The organism is Ottowia thiooxydans DSM 14619, assembly GCF_000422885.1.
Lineage (GTDB): Bacteria > Pseudomonadota > Gammaproteobacteria > Burkholderiales > Burkholderiaceae_C > Ottowia > Ottowia thiooxydans.
In genome coordinates, this window is record NZ_AUGX01000013.1 from 64,001 (window position 1) to 81,516 (window position 17,516).

The window sequence follows — 17,516 nt, forward strand, 5'->3', positions numbered from 1 at the left end:
CTGCGCCGCTGACCTTGTCATCATGGGTGCAATGACAGCGCTGGCCTCTTGGGCGTACAGTGCAATACTCGAACATTGCCCGAGGGTTTGGCCATGAATGCTCCACTACACCGAGAAATCCCCACACTGAATTCCCCAGCCGCTGCCCGGCAGATCGATGCCCAATGGGACAGCGATATTGTGGGTCGTCTGACGGACTACATTGCCGTTCCTGCCAAGTCACCTGGCTTCGACGCTGATTGGGTCGCTCACGGTTTCATTGACGCCGTGGTGCAACAGGCAGCCGATTGGGTGACCGCGCAGAAGGTGCCCGGGCTGAAGCTTGAAGTGATCCGGATAGAAGGCCGCACGCCGGTGATCTTTTTTGAGGTGGATTCGACGCGGACCGGTGAGGCGCGGGGTACGGGGCAAACCGTGCTCATGTACGGCCACTTGGACAAGCAACCCGAATTCACTGGCTGGCGCAATGATCTGGGGCCCTGGACGCCCAAGTACGAAGACGGCAAGCTTTACGGCCGTGGTGGCGCTGACGATGGTTACGCCGTCTACGCCGCTATCGCCGCCGTGCAGGCACTGAAGAGTCAGAACGTGGCGCACCCGCGTATCGTAGGCCTGATCGAAACCAGTGAGGAAAGCGGTTCGTCCGATCTGCTGCCCTACATCGATGCCCTGCGCTCCCGCCTGGGTGATGTGGGTCTTGTGGTGTGCCTGGACTCAGGGGCCGGCAACTACGATCAGCTGTGGCTCACCACCAGCCTGCGCGGTATGGCTGGGGGCACGCTCAAGGTGGAGGTGCTGACGGAAGGTATTCACTCGGGTGACGCTTCCGGCCTGGTGCCCAGCAGTTTCCGCATCATGCGGCAGGTGCTTGATCGGCTGGAAGACTCCGCCACCGGGCGCCTTCTACCGGCCAGCTTCCACTGCGCCATCCCAGCTGAACGCATCGAGCAGGCACGTGCTACCGCTGCCATTCTGGGTGATCAGTTGTTCAAAAACTACCCGTTTGCGCATTACGACTGCGGTGGGCGAGAGCAATCGGTATTGCCCATGACGGGCGACCCCACAGAGGCTCTACTCAACCGGACCTGGCGTCCCACGCTTAGCGTAGTGGGCGCTGAGGGCTTTCCTGCGCTAAAGGATGCAGGAAACGTGCTGCGCCCCTACACCGCGTTCAAGCTCAGCCTGCGCCTGCCACCCCTGGTAGACGCGGCGAGTGCAGTGCAAGAGATGAAGGCCTTGCTGGAAGATAACGCGCCCTACCAAGCCAAGGTGACTTTCCAAGGCGGTGGCGGCGCCACAGGGTGGAATGCGCCGGATGTAGCGCCGTGGTTCGCGCAAGCCCTGGACCACGCCTCGCAAGCGCATTTCGGGGCGCCTTGCGGGTACATCGGGCAGGGAGGCACCATCCCGTTAATGAACATGCTGAGTGAGGGATTTCCTAGTGCTCAGATGATGGTGTGTGGGGTGCTTGGCCCCAAGAGCAACGCGCATGGGCCGAACGAGTTTCTGCATGTGCCTTATGCCAAGAAGCTCACGGCGGCGGTGGCAGAGGTGATTGCGCGAGTGGTTTGATGACCGCTCGTATCAGGGGCCAGTAGGTAGTTAGCGCCCGGACGAAGATGTAGCCCGTCGCTTCAAGCCTGGAAGGCGAGGTAAGCCTCGCCCTCGCTCGATGCCCTTACTTTTGAAGCATCCGGCCCAGCATGCCGACGATGTCATCGGCGCTGCCCAAACCGCCAGCCGGGGCTTGGCCTTGTGGCGTGAGCTTGTCGATCAGTTCCGGCAGGATGGCGGCAATGCCGCCGGCAGCTGCGCCTTGGTCAATGCCCAGTTGAGCAGCGATATCGCTGATCGTGCCTTGGCCAAAGGCGTCGCTTACCTGGGCGCCAGATACGGGAATGTTGTCCCCGGCACCAACCCAGGAATTGGCGACGTCTCCGTGGCCTGCCTGGTTGAATTTGTTGAGCAGACCGCCCAAGCCGCCACCAGAACCAGAGTTGCTGTTGGACAGCATGTTCATCAGGATGGGCAGTAACGCGGCGATCAATGCAGGGTTGATGTTGAAACCCCCTGCGTTGCCTTGCTGCGATTGCGGCTGGCCGCCTCCGAGCATGTCGCCCAGGATGTTGCCCAGGCCGCCGCCTTGGGCACCCGCGCCCTGGCCCCCGCCACCCAGCAAGCCGCCGAGCAAATCGCCCAGGCCGCCAGCACCGCCTTGTCGTTGTTGCTGGCCCGCCAGCACCGAACCGAGAACCGAATCGAGTAGACCCATGAAGGACCCCTTAGGTAAAAACTACATTCTGCCGGGTTGTTGTTGCCGGCGATACCGCATTGCCAGCCAAAACAGAGCGGCTCCAGTGAGCAACAGAGGTGGAACCGATCCCAGGTTGAGCAAGGCCCAGCCTTGGGTTGTTACCAGTGCCCCTGATGCAAACGAAGTGAGGGCCATAAAGGAAAACACGCAAAAATTAATAGCTGCCTGTGCGCGGTCTTTTTCCTCAGGCCTGTAGGCTTTGAGCGACAGTGTGGTGCTCCCCGTGAAGAGGAAGTTCCAACCCACTCCCAGCAGGAACAAGGCAATCTCGAACTGCCGCAACTCCACTCCCGACAGCGCCACAACGACGCAAGCCAGGTTAAGCGCAACCCCCACACCCATTATTGACAGCGTGCCAAAGCGCCGGATCAGGTGGCCGGTGAAAAACCCTGGCGCGAACATGCCGATCACGTGCCATTGCAGTACATGGGCGGTGTCGCCAAAATCGAAGCCGCACACTTGCATGGCTAACGGGGTAGCGGCCATGAGCAGGTTCATCACCCCGTAGCCCAGAGCGGCGGCGACGGTGGCGACCACGAACTCGGGCTGACGCATGATCTGGCTGAGGGGCCGGCCCGCGTCTTGAGCGGCCTGCCGGGGAGGCGCAGGAGGAAAGCGCACCAGGGCCATCACACCCATGGCGATCACTGCGACCACCGCCAGAGCTAGGTAGGCGCCGGCGAACGGCGTAGGCAGCAGAGTGCGTGTCCACACGGCCAGGTTGGGGCCGACCACGGCGCCTAACAGGCCGCCGGCCAATACCAGCGAGACGGCCTTCTCGCGCCAGGCGGGTGCCACCAGTTCGGCCGCTGCAAAGCGGTAGAGCTGACCATTGGCGTTGTAGTAGCCGGCTATCACGGTGGCCAACACCAGCAGCCAGAACTGACGTGAGTAAACGGCCCAGGCGCACAGCAAGGCAGAACCCAAGGCCACTAACAAACCTATCTGAAAAGAGCCGCGGCGGCCAAAACGCTTTTGAGAGCGCGCGACCAGCGGAGCTGCCATCGCACCGCCTACGACGTAGCCCATCACTGGCAGTGTGGCCATCCAGCCGAAGGGAGCCAGTTGCAGTCCAACCAGCCCGTTGATGGCGATGAACGTGATGTTATTGACCAGAAACAGCCCTTGGCAAAGGGTGAGCAAGAGCAGGTGGCGGTTCATGTGGGCAGTGTACCGGGAGGGCGGCCTGCAGTGGGCCACGCAAACCCTCCCTATGGCTGGATCAACGTGCGCCAATTGGGGGCAAATGCTTCATTCCGGCAGGGCTGACTCAAGGATGACGAGTCTTACCGCAAGTGATCGCACTTTGCCGCGATCATCTCCATGACGAGCGCACGCATAGCGTGCACTTGGGAGGATGGTTTCGAATCAGCGCGGACGGCAATCTCCAGTTCATGGGGAAGGTCCGGTTGGTCCAAGGGGAGTCCATGAACTCCGAGCACATGCGCCAAGGGCAGCACATAGGCTGGGAATACGGTTATTCCTGCGCCCGCAGAGGCCATGGCAAGGCCGGCTATGGCAGTGGTGGCTTCCTGAACGTCGGCCAGTGTGACTTCCTTGCCCAGCGCCGCGCAGATGCGCAGGTAGTTGCCGGACTTGGTCATGAACAGCGGCGCATTGGCGATGTCTGCCCAGGAAAGCTGCTCGCGGTGAGCCAGGGGGTGGCGTGGACTCATGAAGGCGAACCAACGGGAGCTGAACAGCGGGCGGGTCTCAAAGCTTTCGTGTTTCGAGAGATTCACCCCAATGGCGATGTCAGCCTGGCCATCCAAAAGCGATTCAGCGATGCCGGCCGCTGCCACGTCTACCGGCTGCAGGCGCACGCGCTCGAATCGCTCATGCACGGCGGGCAATACATGGGTCAGCAAAGTGGCAATGATGGTTTGCGTCGTGGCAACGCGCACGACCTCATGGTTGGCGCGCACATGGCTGGCGAAACGGTCCGCTTCTTCCAGAGCTGCCAGGGTGCGCTGCGCATGAGCCAGGTAGCCTCGGCCGGGCTCGGTCAGGCGCAAGCGCCGCGTGGTTCGTTCAAGCACCCGAAAGCCCAGGATGTCTTCCAGTTCTCGTATTGCCAGACTGAGAGCGGCTGGTGTGACGTGCAGGGCTCGTGCTGCCTCGGCAAAGCTGCCCAGACGCACGGCGGCATCCAGGGCGCGCAATTGGCGGATTTTGACTTGCATCCCATTGAATTTATATCGATTTGCTTGTGAATCGCCAAGAAAAACTCGCTTTTTGTTTTGAGTGGCGGCATTTAGAGTGCGAATTCCCAAGATTCAACTTGAATGGCTTCTTCCGCTATGCAGAACCAAATCCTCGCTGGCACCAAGGTGCTGGACCTGACCCGCGTGCTGGCTGGCCCGTGGTGCACCCAGGCGCTGGCCGACATGGGCGCTGACGTCTACAAGATTGAGCGCCCCGGCGTGGGCGATGAAATGAGGCACTCTCCGCCGTTTTTGAAAGATCCGCAGGGCAACCCGACTCGGGAAACGCCCTCGTATGTGGCGGTCAACCGCGGAAAGCGCTCGCTGGCAGTGGATTTCACCAAGGAGGCGGGCCGCAAATTGATTCTCGAGCTTGCCGCGCAGTGCGATGTGCTGGCCGAGAATTTCAAAGTGGGAGATCTCAAGCGCTATGGGCTGGACTACGAATCCGTGCGTGCAGTCAATCCAGGCATTGTTTATTGCTCCATTACCGGCTATGGCCAAGACGGTCCTTACGCGTCATGGCCGGGCTACGATCCAGTGCTGCAGGCTGTTTCCGGCATCATGAGCACCTGTGGCCTGCCGGATGACCAACCGGGCGGTGGCCCCATGCGTTCCATGGTGCCGCTGGTCGATGTGATGACCGGCATGATCTCCACCTCCGCCATATTGGCGGCGCTTCTGCATCGCCGCAACACGGGCCAAGGCCAACATATCGACGTCGCGCTGCTTGATGTGGCCGTCACGGCGACTAACTACATGGCGCAGAACTACCTCAGCACGGGTGCCACGCCACGTCGTGCGGGCAATGGAAGCCATCTGTTCGCGCCTTCCAACTCTTTTCCCTGCGCCGATGGCCCTTTGTTGATTCAAATTGGCAATGACGGGCAATGGGTCAAGCTGTGCAAGGCGCTGGACCGGGAGATCTGGCTTTCAGATCCTCGCTTCAGTTCAAACTCGGAACGGGTGCGGCATGCCGCAGAGCTCAATGAAGAAGTGAGGGCCGTGACGCGTACCTTGCAGCGCAGTAAGTTGACGCAGGCGCTGGGCGAGGCCGGCGTGCCTTGTGGCCCTGTGAACAACATCAACGAGACGTTTGAGCACGAGCAGGTGAAGCACCGCGGATTGCGGGCAGAGGTAGAGCACCCCGTGTTGGGTACTTTGCCGGTGCTGCGCAGTCCTTTTCGCTTTTCTGAAACGCCGGTTCAGATGAAAGCGCCGCCTCTGCTGGGCGCAGATACGGATGCGGTGCTGGGGGGCGAGCTAGGCCTCTCGGGAGAAGCGCTGTCGGCGCTGCGTGCGCAGGGCGTACTGGGGTAGTCAGCCCTCACACCAGGATGACCGCAAGCGCGGCCAGGGGGGCGGTTTCAGCGCGCAACACACGCGTGCCCAGGCTGACCGGTATGAAGCCGGCGGCTCGAGCAGCGGTTTCCTCTTTCGGGCTAAGGCCGCCCTCAGGGCCGGAAAGAAAGGTCACGGCCTCGTTTCCGGGCAGCAGGGCTTGGCGCAAGGGGGTGGCGTCTTGGGCGAGAGACAAAAGCAAGCGTTGTCCGCCCGGGTGGGGGTGGGCTGATTGCATCTGTGCCTCAAAGGCGAGTTGTGGCTGCACGATCGGAACCCGATTGCGGCCGCTTTGCTCGCACGCTGCAATGGCGACGGCTTGCCAGTGGGCCCGCTTCTTCTCGGCTCGTTCTCCGTTCAGCCGCAAGGTACTGCGTTCAGCGAGGACGGGTGTGAAACTGGCGGCCCCAAGTTCCGTGGCTTTCTCGACCAACCAATCCATACGATCACTCGCCATGAGGCCGCTGATCAGATGCACGCTGCGCACGGCCTCGCGCTCAATGGCGTGGTGCGCTCCCACGGCCACCTGGACATCACTGCGCCCCATGCGAAGCACCTGGGCATCCCACTCGCCGCCCCGGCCGTCAAATAATGTGATGGGGTCGCCAGGCTGCAGGCGCAGCACCTGTACATGGCGCGCGGCGCCGGGCGGCAGCAGCAATTCAGCGCCGCTGGTGAGATCGGTTGGAACGTGGAAACGGGGCATGTCTTTAAAGAAAGTGCCCGCCAATGGTAATGAACTCTTGAGGCTTTTCGGCCTTGCTTCGGCCGGGCACGCTCCGACGCGTTCAAATCCTGACGATGGTCTTACCGAAGTTCTCACCGGTCAGCATGCGAATGAAGGCGGGAACCACGCTCTCCAGGCCATCGCTGATATCTTCTTGTACGTGAATGTGGCCTGCCCGGTACCACGATGCCATGTCGCGCAGGAAGTCTGCTCGCCGATGGAGGTGATCGCTCATGATGAAGCCGTGGATCTTCAGCCGCTTTGAAAGAATCTGGAACCAGCCGGGACCGTCCTGGCGGTTATCGTTGTATTCGGCGATCAAACCGCACACCGCGATTCGTCCGCCCTGGTTCATCAGCGGCCAAACGGCGTCACGGACAGCGCCTCCCACGTTGTCGAAGTAGACATCTACGCCTGACGGACAGGCCGCCCTCAGCTGTTCGGCGAAATCAGCGCACCGATAGTCCACTGCGGCGTCGAACCCGAGTTGCGCGGTCACATGCGCCACCTTGGCTGCGCCTCCGGCGATGCCGACCACGCGGCATCCCATTTGCCTGGCAATTTGCCCCACGTTGGAACCTACGCCGCCGCTGGCTGCGGAGACCACCACGGTGTCGCCCTCGCGTGGTTGGCCTAAATCGAGCAGCCCAACGTATGCCGTCATCCCGGAGGTGCCCAAGGCGCCTAGCCAGACACTCGGCGGGGCGATGGTTTCATCGACCTTGACCAGATTGGAGCCAGGGGCTGTGGAGTATTCCTGCCAGCTACCACTCACAGACATGACGGAGGTGCCCACGGGCAGGCCTGGATCACGAGACTCGACAACGCGGCCGATGGCCTGCCCATAGACGACGTCCCCTAGCGCCATGGGCTCCCTGTATGACGCTTGTTCACCCATGCGCAACCGGGCGGCGGGTGCAAGACCCAGGCAGGTGTGTCGCAGGAGCACTTCCCCTGCCTCTGGTCGAGGCACAGGGGCGCTTTCGATTCGGAAGTCTTCCGGGCGGGGCACGCCCTGCGGGCGGGCGGCGAGCACGATGCGTCGGTTGATCATGGCTTTGTTTGCGCTGCTTGGATGACGCGGGCGGCGTGGTGAACTCACATGTGCCCCGGGCGGCGAAGCTCCTGTTGTCTTGCAGGAAGATCTGATGCCAATGGCTGCTTTATGGCGAACCCAGTCACGCAACGGCGCTGTCCGGTTAATCGGATAGTTTTCCTATTAACCGAACTATATATCAATCGCGAGTCGCCATAGGCCTGCATAGGCGCAGCAGCGGACAGCGCTCAAGCTCACCTCATTTCAAACGGCTGGTAGCACCATGCCTCGGCACTCGCCAAAGCCAATCCGTGCAGCACCTTCGCGTTCGCACCAGCCGCGCAGGATCACGGCATCCCCGTCCAGCAGGAAAGTTCGCTGCTCGCCGGTACCGGATAAGGTGATCGGTTTGGTGCCGCCCTGGCTCAGCTCGACGATAGCGCCTGCTTCTCCGGCCGTGGGGCCGCTGATGGTGCCGGTACCGCACAGGTCGCCGGGTTGCAGGTTGCAGCCACCCACGGTGTGCTGCGCGAGCATTTGCGCAATCGTCCAGTACTGGTGGCGGAAGCTGGTGCGGGTGATCTCCGCAGGTGCGAGGCCTTTCGCGCGGTGCTGCTCAGACTCAAGGCCTACGGCGAGTTGAACATCCACGCCGCCAGAGGCGCGGTTGGCTGCCTCGTCAAGGTAGGCCAGCGGCTGAGGTTCGTCTGCAGGGCGCTCAAAGGGCACACGGAAAGGTGCCAAGGCCTCCATGGTGACGATCCAGGGCGAAATGCTGGTGCAGAAGTTCTTCCCAAGGAAGGGGCCCAGGGGGTTCATCTCCCAGAACTGATGATCACGCGCTGACCAGTCATTCAGCAAGCACATGCCGAAGATATGCTGCTCGGCCTCCGCCAGTGGCACAGGCCGGCCCATGGGGTTGCCGGGGCCGACGAAAAAGCCCATCTCCAGTTCGAAATCGAGTCGCGTGCAGGCGTTGTACACGGGCGCCTTGGCGCCTGGCGGCATGGCTTGGCCATGAGGTCGGTGGTAATCGGTTCCGCTGATCACCACGCTGCTGGCGCGCCCGTGATAGGCGATGGGTAGCCATTGGAAATTGGGGCTCAGCGGATCATCAGGCCGGATCACGCGGCCAACGTTGCGCGCGTGGTGGATGGAGGTGTAGAAATCGGTGTAGTCGCCAATGCGTGATGGCAGGCGATGTTCTACGTCGGCCTGAGCGATGAGGCTGGCTTGCACAGCTTCTTGCGCGGCCGCGCCTTCTGCCAGCGCCTCGAACAGTGCATGCCGCAAGGCACGCCAGGCAGCCGGGCCAGCTGCCATGAAATCATTGAGCGAGTCTTGCGCGGTCAGGCGCAGGGCATCGGAAGCGGCGCCGGTGACGACGCCCTTGTCAGCAAACACCGAAAGATCGATCACTTGGTCACCAATGGCCACGGCCCCGCGAAAAGCCTCGTTGCTGCCACGGCGTCGAATCACCCCAAAAGGCAAATTCTGGATCGGAAAATCGCCGCCGGCAGTATTGGCAGAAGCGAGCCAGCTGCGTGCTGCGGGGTTGTGGGTGTGATCAAGCTGCGTCATGGTGGGGTCCAGAGGTAATTCAATTGAGCATGTCGAAGGACGGCGCCTCGCCTATTGGGCGGTGCGATGCGCTTTGATGAGCCGAGGGGCCACCCGCCATTGGGCAGGTGCCTGCGGGTGAATCTTGAACCGCTTAGGGCGTTGAAGCCATCAGCGCTTCATCGAAAATCGCCACGGCACGCGTCCAGCCGGCAGAGGCGCCGCGAATCTTGTGCGGGAAGCAAGAGATGTAGAAACCGGAAGCGGGCAGTGCCTCCAGGTTGTGCAGCTTTTCAAGGTGGCAGTAGCCGATGTCGCGACCGGCCTTGTGGCCTTCCCATATCAAGCTGGGGTCGTGGGTTTCGGCATATTTTTCAGCGGTGTAGATGAAGGGCGCGTCCCAGCTCCATGCGTCTGTGCCGGTCAGGCGTACGCCGCGCTCAAGAAGGTACATCGTGGCTTCGTAGCCCATGCCGCAACCTGCTGCCACGAAATCATTGTGGCCATAGCGGCTGCCAGCGCGGGTGTTGACGACGACGATTTCCAGGGGCTGCAGTTCGTGGCCAATGCGCTTGAGCTCGGCTTCGACGTCAACGGCGGTGACCACGTAGCCGTCTGCGAAGTGGCGGAAGTCAAGCTTCACGCCAGGCTGGAAGCACCATTCGAGTGGAACTTCGTCGATAGTCCAGGCCTTCTTCTTATCGCCCAGCGCCTTATCCATCGTGCTATGAAAATGATAGGGGGCGTCGAGGTGCGTGCCATTGTGGGTGGAGAGCTGGATCATCTCCACTGCCCACACTTCGCCATCAGGCAGGTCTTCCTTTTTCAGGCCGGGGAAAAACGGCCCCATTTGCTCGAACGAGTTCTCATGATTGAAGTACTGGATCTTCGGCGCGAACGCTGGTGGATCAGAGATGACGTCGTTCTCAAGGTAAATGGACAGGTCGATGAAGCGGCGCGCCATGGAAGTCTCCAGAAAATAAATGAATGTTCAAGCCGGCAGCGAATAGGCGACGCCCGGCTCATGCGGAAGACGCAGGGCCCGGACGATGGCCCAGCCTTTGTCGAAAGTGATGCTCTGGTCTTCAACCGGTTGGAAAAGCGAAATGGTGTCGAGGCTTTTCTTGCCGAATACAAAGTTGCCAATCAACATGGGCGTGATCGAGTAGATCAAGGGCAGCAGGCCAAGGACCGCAGTCGCGGGGACGCAGATAAGGTGTTTCTCAAAATCGCCGCTCTGAATTTCATCTTGCGGAAAAAACCACAAGGGCGTGCTCATCACGAAGCGTGCATCCTCTCGCATGTGGGTCAACACCTTGGTCAGAACCGCCTTGGCGGTGGGCACGTCCAGGTGCTCGATCACATCCATCAGGCAGATGACGTCGTATTGACGTAGCTGGGCTTCGTCCAGTTGCTGTACCAGACCGTGCCACACGTTCCTGTAGACACGCTGCGAGATGAGGGCTTGGTTATGGCAATTGGGTTCCCAGGCGTCCAAGCCGTCAATGTTCCAGTGGGCGGTTTGTGAATGCCCTTTGATCAGGTGGCCCATCCCACCCACGCCAAAGCCGATGTCCAGCACCGAAATCGGGGCTGAGACGTCGGTCACGCTATTGAAAATGATGTTTTTGTCGGCCAGGGACCCACCGTCTGGCATCAGGGTGAAAGTCTTGAGAGGGACGATGGCCCCATAGTCTTTGACGATTTGTCGCATCGCTGCTGAGGGATTTTCAGGTGTCATACGAGAAGTTCAAGGATGTTGCCAACGCAGAAGGCGCCGCTCCAGCATCGCTAGAAACGCGTTGCTTACAAAGCCGATGGCACCCAGCAAGACGATACCCGCAAACAGCTCGCTCGCGCGAAAGGAACGCGCGGCCAGCAAGATGGCTTGGCCCAGACCCGGTTGTGAAGCGATCATTTCACCCACCACACTGACGATCAATGAGACTGTCATTGAAAGCCGCATGCCGGCCACGATGTCAGGCAGCGCATTAGGCAAGCCGATCTTCCAGAGAAACTCGCTACGATTGAGCTGCAACGCGGTCGCTACCTCCCGCAAACGCACGTGTACGCCAGCCAAGCCGTGCACAGTGGCCAGCAACACCGGCCACATGGCACCGAAGGCGACCACCGCCAGCACCATGCCACCAGAGAGGCCAAAGATGGCGATCGCCAGCGGAATCACCGCTGAGGCTGGCAACGGGCGAATGAATTCGAGCGTTGGTCCGATCCAGGCACGTGCCGCAGCGCTGCTGCCCACCAGTGCGCCCAAGGCGATACCGGCCACACTGGCCAAACCCCAGCCGGCCAGCATGCGGCCCACGGTGGCTCCGGTGAAAGCGGTCAACTCGCCATCGACCAACCCCTCGCGCAGGCTGGAGAGTGTGGCTTCAGGAGTGGGCAAGAACACTTTGCTGATCCAGCCCGCGTGGCTGGCCATCCACCACATCGCCAGCAAACCGGCCAACACAGCCAGGGAGCCGCAGAGTTCCGCAGGGGTCAAGCGCCGATTCATGCGATGACCTCACCCATGCGCCGAGCCACGCTGCGCTGCAACCATAAGGCGCCAGCGTTGATGGCAAACCCCACCAGGCCGATCCACAACAACCAGGCCAGCATCAAGGCGGGATCAAGGCTTTGCTGTGCGATCATCATGGCGTAGCCCATGCCGTTCGGGTTGGCGGCAATTTCTACGGTGACGGCCACCACCAACGCGATCGCTACGCCCAGGCGCAGGGCCACGAACAAGCGCGGCACTATGGCGGGCCCCACGATCCAGGCAAAGCGCTGCCAGGCGTTCATCTGGAGTGCACGCGCGACTTCCAGCAAGCGCGGCTCCACTTGTTGCGCGGCAGCTTGCGCCAGCAGTGCCATAGGCCATAGGCAGGCGAAGGCCACCACACTGATTTCCATACGCAGCCCAAAGCCGAAGATCAGCATGGCCAAGGGAATCAAAGCGACTGAAGGCACCGGGCGCAACACTTCCACGCTGATGAAAGAAAGGCGTGCAGCGCGAGCTGACAAGCCTAAAAGCGTGCCTAGCGCGACGCCCAGGCCACCCCCGATCAACAGGCCGAGCGCCGCACTGCCGAGGGTAAAAGCCGTGGCAGTGAGCAGGGATCCGTCGGCCAGCGCTCCGCCGAAGGCGCGCAATGCGGCACTGGGCGGTGCAACCGAGTCGCTGCTGGCACCAATGGTGCGCGCCCACAGCTCCAGTCCCGCCAGTAGCAGCGCAGGGAATACGAACGGCCGTAGCCAACTAGTACTGCGTTTCATCAAAAGGCTGACTCAATGAAATTGATGGATTTGTTCGGCAGGCAAGGCGCAAACCACAGCGATAGCCGTAGCTATCGCGAGGATTTGTAACGCTGCATGGTGGGCAAAGACGCGATTTCATGTCAGCTTTTTGGTGAAACGCAGTACTCCTCATGTGTGCCCCAGGTATTGGTACAACTCACGCCGCAACCGCAGGAACTCAGGATGCTCTTTGGTGGAGAGTTGCTCACGCGGTTTGGGCAGCGGAACGTCAATCAGCGCCGCGAGGCTGGGCTGCTCGGGCGTGGGGTTAGCGCGCAAGGCCAGTACCCGATCACCCAGATACAGCGCCTCTTCGAGATCGTGGGTCACGAAAAGAACGGTCAGGCCTTGCTCGCGCACTAGCCGCGCTACTTCGTCTTGCAGGCTTTCACGCGTCATGGCGTCGAGGGCACCGAAAGGTTCATCCATCAGCATCACTTCGGGCGATTGCGCCAGACAGCGTGCAATCTGCACGCGCTGCTGCATGCCACCGGAAAGTTGCGCGGGGAACTTGTGCGCATGTGCGCTGAGGCCCACTGTGGCCAGCACGCGCTCAATGCGCTCCGCCTGCTCAGCTTGAGGCACGCGTGCGGCTTCCAGCGCCAGAGCGACGTTGCGTGCCACCGTGCGCCACGGCAGAAGCGCGCGGCCATAGTCCTGAAACACAAACGCCACTTCGCGCGAAGGCCCCGTCACCTGTTGGCCATGGCGAGTGACCTGCCCGCTGCTTGGTGTGACGAAACCGGCCGCGGCCCGCAGCAAGGTCGTCTTGCCGCAGCCTGAGGGCCCGATGATGCAGACGAACTCGCCACGTTTGATGTGCACGCTGGTGGGCGAGAGAATCTCACGCCCACCCAGATGGATGGCAACACGGTCGAACGTTAGGAGGCTATCCGTCATGGGCAAGTTACTTGAAAATCAGTGAGCTGACGTTGGGCGAGGTCTTGAGCATGTCCTGGTCTTTCATCAGTGAAACCCAGTAGTCCAATTGCTTGGTCGTGACAACGGGGCCAGGAGGCGAGATCTGCATTTTTGCCAGCACTTCAGGCGGCAGCTTGATGTACTTGCCGACGGTGGCTCGCACGGCATCGTTGTTCTTGGGGTTTTGCATGAACGTGGCACCTTCCTGCACAGCCTGCTGGAAGGCGCGCACCGCAGCCGCGTTCTTTTGTGCCCAATCCCGACGAGCCACGTGGATGATGGTGGGCTGGCCTTCTGGAAGGAAGGTGGAATAGTAGGAGGCCACATAGCCTGCGCCGGTGTCCGTGATGCGGCTCATGAATGGATCTGCGCTGACCACTGCATCAACCGAGCCACCGCGCAGCATGTCTCCGTGCTGAGGGAACGCAGCTTCAAGGAAAGTGACCTTTTTGTAATCAACGCCCTGGCTCTTAAGCCAGGCGCGGAAGGTCACGTGCAGGAACGCGCCAAGGCCTGGCACGCCGATTTTCTTGCCCACGCAATCGGCTGCAGTCTTGATGCCGCTGCCTGCGCGTGCCACCAGGCCGAAACCGGTGATCGACTTGGAAGTGACGCCGCCGCCGGCCACCACCACCTGATCGAGCCCGCCATCCACCGATTGCAAGTACACGCTGGGTGTGGGGCCGCCTATGTGCAGCGAATCTGCCTGAACGGCCGCGGGAATAGTGGAGTTGAGCGGAATGAACTTCAACTCCACATCAAGACCGCGTTTTTTGAAATAGCCTTGTTCCGCAGCCACAAAGACCGAGGTGAAGTCTGTCACTGCCGTATAGCCAAAAACGATTTTGGTCGTTTGGCTGAAGGCTGGGCGGGCCAAGCCAACGGCGGCCAGCGCGGCCAGAGCTTGCAGGGTGTTACGGCGTTTCATCAGGGTCTCCTTTGGTTTGTTTGAAGTACAGCGTCCATGCCGGCGGCGATGAAGCTGATCAGAAGGGGTTCGGCAGCGGTGTCGTTGGGAGGGTTGATTCCGTGCGACAGGCGCTCCACACGTTGGTCACTGATGTGATGCAGCAGAGCGCCCAGCGCGAACTGGTAGCCCCATGCCGCTTGCGCGCGAGTGGCCTGCGGGCGTGCGGCATGCAACGCATCGATGAAGGCGTGGGCCAGGGGATCGAAAAAGTCACGCAGTACCCGGTCAGTTTCTTCGCGGGCGTATGAGAGTTCGCGGCTGACCAGCAAGGCATAGAACTCACCCTCGGGGCTGGTCCGCATTTGCAGCACGGGCTCCACGAACGCGCTCACGATGGGTTGCAGCGCGGAAGGCTGTGCCGTGATCTCAGGCATGACTGCGCGCAGCAGGGCCAGGCGGGCTTCAATGGTGGGCTGCCAGCGTTCAAAAATGGCGTGAAACAGCTCGTGCTTGGCACCGAAGTAGTAACCCACCAGAGCCAGTGGCACGCCGGCTTCACTCGCAATTTTTCGCAGCGGAACAGCGTGATAGCCATGCTGGGCAAAAAGCTTCTCTGCCGCCAGGAGGATATCGGCCCGGCGGTCCCGGCGCTCTGATGAAGTTGTCTTGCGTGCGGCACCGCCTGCACGCCGAACGGGCGAAGCGAGGTGGGCGAGCGAGGCTGGAGACATGGGGTGATTGAACAGGTGTACAAGATTTTTGAACATTCGTACAAACCCGAAGGCTCCCATGTTGCTCTTGGCGAATTCGCCCCGCCGCCTCAATAATCCAACGCATGAGCATCGTCAGCCCCAGTACACGCACCCCTGTCGCCTCCGCCCGTGTTCCTGAAATCCGGCGCTATCAGAACTGGTTGCACGAAAAGCACGGCCTCTCATTTGAGAGTTATCACGACCTCTGGCGCTGGTCGACCACCGATCTGGATGCCTTTTGGCAAAGCATCTGGGATTACCTGGATCTGCAATCGCCCACAGCTCATACCGCGGTGCTGGAGCGCAATGTGATGCCTGGCGCCAAGTGGTTTCCTGGCGCGCAGACGAACTATGCGCGCCAGGTACTCCGGCACGCGGAGCCTGCGCACGCTGCAGGCCAGCTTGCTCTCATCAGCGATAACGAAAAGGGCGAAGCGCGTCAGTTGTCGTGGCCAGAGTTGAGTCGCCAAGTGGCGGCGCTGGCGCTGCATTTGCGCGCCCAAGGTGTCCAGCCCGGTGATTGCGTGGCGGCCTACTTACCCAATATTCCAGAGACCGCTATCGCATTCCTCGCTACTGCGAGCATCGGTGCGGTGTGGAGCGTATGTGCCCCGGATATGGGAACCAACGCGGTCCTTGACCGCTTTACGCAGATTGAGCCCAAGGTGTTGATTGCCTGTGATGGCGTGACTTGGGCCGGGCGGGACATTGATCGTACGGAGGTGGTGCAGCAACTGCGCAAGGCGCTGCCCTCCGTGACCCACACGCTGGTCTACCGTAACCTGAAAAGCACCCACCTGATCGAAGGAGTGTGTGATTTCGATGAGGCGATCGCTCGCGACGATGCACAGACCACAGCGTTCGAGCCGGTGTGGGTGCCTTTTGATCATCCGGTCTGGGTGGTGTATTCCAGCGGGACCACCGGGTTGCCCAAGCCCATCGTGCACGGACATGGCGGCATGATCATGGTCATGATGATGCAGCTGCGCCTGCACGATGATGTGGGCTGCAGCTATGAGCCGGAAACGCTCGGCGAGCGCTTTCATTGGTACAGCTCCACCGGCTGGGTGATGTGGAATGCTCAAGTCGCCGGGCTGCTTTCTGGTACGACCTGCGTCATCTTCGATGGCAGCCCCGGAGGAAGCAAGGAGGCGCCAGATTGGACGGTGCTGTGGCGGTTTGCTGCCCGCCATCAGGCCAGTTTTTTTGGTGCAGGCGCTGCGTTTTATTCCAGTTGCATGAAAGCATCTGTGGATCTGGCTGACTGTGGGGATTTGTCCCGCGTCCGGGCTCTGGGTTCAACAGGGTCACCGCTTGCACCGGATGTGCAGCAGTGGGGTTCGGACCAGTTCAGGCGCATTGCCAGCACCGCAGAGCAAGAAAACATCTGGTGGTGCAACATTTCCGGGGGCACGGATTTTGCGGGTGCATTCATTGGGGGCAGTCGGGAACTACCTCAGTCGCCGGGTGACATGCAATGCCGCTTGCTAGGTGCCGCAGTAGAGGCCTGGAACGAGGCTGGTGAGCCGGTGACCGGCCAGGTGGGAGAGCTGATCTGTACGCAACCGATGCCCTCCATGCCCTTGTACCTGGTGAACGATCCGGAAGGTGCGCGCTACAGGGCGAGCTATTTCGAGATGTACCCGCCGGGCCATGGCCGTCGTCCGGGTGGCGGAGACCTGGATGCATCGGCTGGCAGTGTGTGGCGGCACGGGGACTGGCTGCGGGTGGGCGATGAGCAGGGTCAAGGCGATTGGTGTGTGATCTATGGTCGCAGCGACGCCACCATTAATCGCCATGGCTTGCGCATGGGCACCAGCGAGATCTACAGCGCGGTTGAAGGCATTGCCGAGGTGATCGATTCCATGGTGGTCGATCTGGAATATCTGGGGCGCGACAGTTATATGCCGCTGTTCGTGGTGTTGCGCCCGGGGATGACGCTGGACGAAGCGCTAAAGGGGCGCATTAATGCGGCTATTCGGCAATCCTTGAGCCCGCGCTTCGTGCCGGACGACATTTTCCAGGTGTCCGAGATCCCTAGAACCCTGTCAGGCAAGAAGCAGGAGTTGCCCATCAAGAAGCTGCTCCTGGGGCAACCGCTCGAGAAAGTGGTGAACCGCGAGGCCATGGCCAATCCGCAAAGCCTGGATTGGTATGTGGACCTCGCGAAACAGCGGCAAATGACGTAGGGCGTGTTCACACTAAATTCACCCTCGCGCCGGGGTTTGCCGGGCTGCAGTGCAAGGCGCGCCGTGCCGCCAAGGTGCGATCCTTTGCAAGAGGCGCAGCGTGGCAATGCGGCCCGGCAAACCCCGGCCCGAAGGGTGAGGCTCTGGCAAACCGCACTCGGCGTTGCCGACGCCGGCCGCGCAAACCCTCGCCGGGTGTCCAACCCGGCTGCGGTTTGCGCCTTGATTGCGGCTCGCCAGAGCCTCACGCGAGGGTGAATTTAGT

At 61.1% G+C, this 17,516-nt stretch carries 16 protein-coding genes; 3 read left to right on the forward strand and 13 right to left on the reverse strand.

Annotated elements, in window-relative coordinates; all coding sequences use genetic code 11:
- Positions 1–93 precede the first annotated feature (93 nt).
- The gene (locus G518_RS0112460) at positions 94–1,572 is read left to right on the forward strand and encodes a M20/M25/M40 family metallo-hydrolase (RefSeq protein ID WP_028602825.1); all 1,479 of its coding nucleotides are present in this window, start codon (positions 94–96) and stop codon (positions 1,570–1,572) included.
- A 106-nt stretch (positions 1,573–1,678) separates the two neighbouring features.
- Here G518_RS0112460 and G518_RS0112465 read toward each other — a convergent pair whose 3' ends face one another.
- The 3 genes from G518_RS0112465 to G518_RS38450 all read right to left on the reverse strand — a co-directional run bounded on the left by G518_RS0112465 (position 1,679) and on the right by G518_RS38450 (position 4,497).
- Positions 1,679–2,272, reverse strand: a complete 594-nt coding sequence (locus tag G518_RS0112465) for a YidB family protein (protein WP_028602826.1) — start codon at positions 2,270–2,272, stop codon at positions 1,679–1,681.
- A gap of 21 nt (positions 2,273–2,293) precedes the next feature.
- Positions 2,294–3,475: an MFS transporter gene (locus G518_RS0112470; RefSeq protein WP_028602827.1), complete on the reverse strand. Its 1,182-nt coding sequence runs from the start codon at positions 3,473–3,475 to the stop codon at positions 2,294–2,296.
- 125 nt (positions 3,476–3,600) lie between these two features.
- A complete protein-coding gene (locus G518_RS38450; protein WP_051236531.1) occupies positions 3,601–4,497 on the reverse strand; it encodes a LysR family transcriptional regulator in 897 nt (298 codons plus the stop codon).
- A 102-nt stretch (positions 4,498–4,599) separates the two neighbouring features.
- On the opposite strand from G518_RS38450, the gene G518_RS0112480 reads away from it, so the two are divergent.
- Positions 4,600–5,838 (forward strand): CaiB/BaiF CoA transferase family protein, encoded by a 1,239-nt coding sequence (locus G518_RS0112480; protein WP_028602828.1) that lies wholly within the window; start codon positions 4,600–4,602, stop codon positions 5,836–5,838.
- 7 nt (positions 5,839–5,845) lie between these two features.
- On the opposite strand, the gene G518_RS0112485 is transcribed toward G518_RS0112480, so the two are convergent.
- The 10 genes from G518_RS0112485 to G518_RS0112530 form a co-directional block, all read right to left on the reverse strand.
- On the reverse strand, positions 5,846–6,565 hold the full coding sequence (locus tag G518_RS0112485) for a 16S rRNA (uracil(1498)-N(3))-methyltransferase (protein WP_028602829.1): 720 nt from the start codon (positions 6,563–6,565) through the stop codon (positions 5,846–5,848).
- Positions 6,566–6,647: 82 nt separating this feature from the next.
- A complete protein-coding gene (locus G518_RS0112490; RefSeq protein WP_028602830.1) occupies positions 6,648–7,640 on the reverse strand; it encodes an NADP-dependent oxidoreductase in 993 nt (330 codons plus the stop codon).
- Positions 7,641–7,886: 246 nt separating this feature from the next.
- Positions 7,887–9,203: a fumarylacetoacetase gene (fahA, locus tag G518_RS0112495; protein WP_028602831.1), complete on the reverse strand. Its 1,317-nt coding sequence runs from the start codon at positions 9,201–9,203 to the stop codon at positions 7,887–7,889.
- Positions 9,204–9,336: 133 nt separating this feature from the next.
- The gene (locus tag G518_RS0112500) at positions 9,337–10,146 is read right to left on the reverse strand and encodes a cyclase family protein (protein ID WP_028602832.1); all 810 of its coding nucleotides are present in this window, start codon (positions 10,144–10,146) and stop codon (positions 9,337–9,339) included.
- Between the two features lie 27 nt (positions 10,147–10,173).
- On the reverse strand, positions 10,174–10,923 hold the full coding sequence (locus G518_RS0112505) for a class I SAM-dependent methyltransferase (RefSeq protein WP_051236533.1): 750 nt from the start codon (positions 10,921–10,923) through the stop codon (positions 10,174–10,176).
- Positions 10,924–10,932: 9 nt separating this feature from the next.
- Entirely contained in the window at positions 10,933–11,697 is a 765-nt protein-coding gene (locus G518_RS0112510; RefSeq protein WP_028602834.1) for an ABC transporter permease, read from the reverse strand.
- Positions 11,694–12,458, reverse strand: a complete 765-nt coding sequence (locus G518_RS0112515) for an ABC transporter permease (RefSeq protein ID WP_036594484.1) — start codon at positions 12,456–12,458, stop codon at positions 11,694–11,696. Before G518_RS0112515 ends, G518_RS0112510 begins: the two co-directional genes overlap by 4 nt.
- Positions 12,459–12,608: 150 nt before the next feature.
- Positions 12,609–13,379 carry an ABC transporter ATP-binding protein gene (locus G518_RS0112520; protein ID WP_036594486.1) on the reverse strand — a complete coding sequence of 257 codons (771 nt, stop codon included), beginning with the start codon at positions 13,377–13,379 and terminating at the stop codon, positions 12,609–12,611.
- Positions 13,380–13,386: 7 nt separating this feature from the next.
- Positions 13,387–14,331 (reverse strand): ABC transporter substrate-binding protein, encoded by a 945-nt coding sequence (locus G518_RS0112525; protein ID WP_028602837.1) that lies wholly within the window; start codon positions 14,329–14,331, stop codon positions 13,387–13,389.
- On the reverse strand, positions 14,328–15,077 hold the full coding sequence (locus tag G518_RS0112530) for a TetR/AcrR family transcriptional regulator (protein ID WP_245597963.1): 750 nt from the start codon (positions 15,075–15,077) through the stop codon (positions 14,328–14,330). The genes G518_RS0112525 and G518_RS0112530 overlap by 4 nt, the downstream gene beginning before the upstream one ends.
- Before the next feature lie 68 nt (positions 15,078–15,145).
- Between G518_RS0112530 and G518_RS0112535 the strand changes: the two genes are divergently transcribed.
- Positions 15,146–17,251: an acetoacetate--CoA ligase gene (locus tag G518_RS0112535; RefSeq protein ID WP_028602839.1), complete on the forward strand. Its 2,106-nt coding sequence runs from the start codon at positions 15,146–15,148 to the stop codon at positions 17,249–17,251.
- Positions 17,252–17,516 lie beyond the last annotated feature (265 nt).

Bases quoted from the DNA above. Each gene is read 5' to 3' on its own strand.
- G518_RS0112460 (WP_028602825.1), top strand. From the start codon at position 94: ATGAATGCTCCACTACACCGAGAAATCCCCACACTGAATTCCCCAGCC.
- G518_RS0112465 (WP_028602826.1), bottom strand. From the start codon at position 2,272: ATGGGTCTACTCGATTCGGTTCTCGGTTCGGTGCTGGCGGGCCAGCAA.
- G518_RS0112470 (WP_028602827.1), bottom strand. From the start codon at position 3,475: ATGAACCGCCACCTGCTCTTGCTCACCCTTTGCCAAGGGCTGTTTCTG.
- G518_RS38450 (WP_051236531.1), bottom strand. From the start codon at position 4,497: ATGCAAGTCAAAATCCGCCAATTGCGCGCCCTGGATGCCGCCGTGCGT.
- G518_RS0112480 (WP_028602828.1), top strand. From the start codon at position 4,600: ATGGCTTCTTCCGCTATGCAGAACCAAATCCTCGCTGGCACCAAGGTG.
- G518_RS0112485 (WP_028602829.1), bottom strand. From the start codon at position 6,565: ATGCCCCGTTTCCACGTTCCAACCGATCTCACCAGCGGCGCTGAATTG.
- G518_RS0112490 (WP_028602830.1), bottom strand. From the start codon at position 7,640: ATGATCAACCGACGCATCGTGCTCGCCGCCCGCCCGCAGGGCGTGCCC.
- fahA (WP_028602831.1), bottom strand. From the start codon at position 9,203: ATGACGCAGCTTGATCACACCCACAACCCCGCAGCACGCAGCTGGCTC.
- G518_RS0112500 (WP_028602832.1), bottom strand. From the start codon at position 10,146: ATGGCGCGCCGCTTCATCGACCTGTCCATTTACCTTGAGAACGACGTC.
- G518_RS0112505 (WP_051236533.1), bottom strand. From the start codon at position 10,923: ATGACACCTGAAAATCCCTCAGCAGCGATGCGACAAATCGTCAAAGAC.
- G518_RS0112510 (WP_028602834.1), bottom strand. From the start codon at position 11,697: ATGAATCGGCGCTTGACCCCTGCGGAACTCTGCGGCTCCCTGGCTGTG.
- G518_RS0112515 (WP_036594484.1), bottom strand. From the start codon at position 12,458: ATGAAACGCAGTACTAGTTGGCTACGGCCGTTCGTATTCCCTGCGCTG.
- G518_RS0112520 (WP_036594486.1), bottom strand. From the start codon at position 13,379: ATGACGGATAGCCTCCTAACGTTCGACCGTGTTGCCATCCATCTGGGT.
- G518_RS0112530 (WP_245597963.1), bottom strand. From the start codon at position 15,077: ATGTTCAAAAATCTTGTACACCTGTTCAATCACCCCATGTCTCCAGCC.
- G518_RS0112535 (WP_028602839.1), top strand. From the start codon at position 15,146: ATGAGCATCGTCAGCCCCAGTACACGCACCCCTGTCGCCTCCGCCCGT.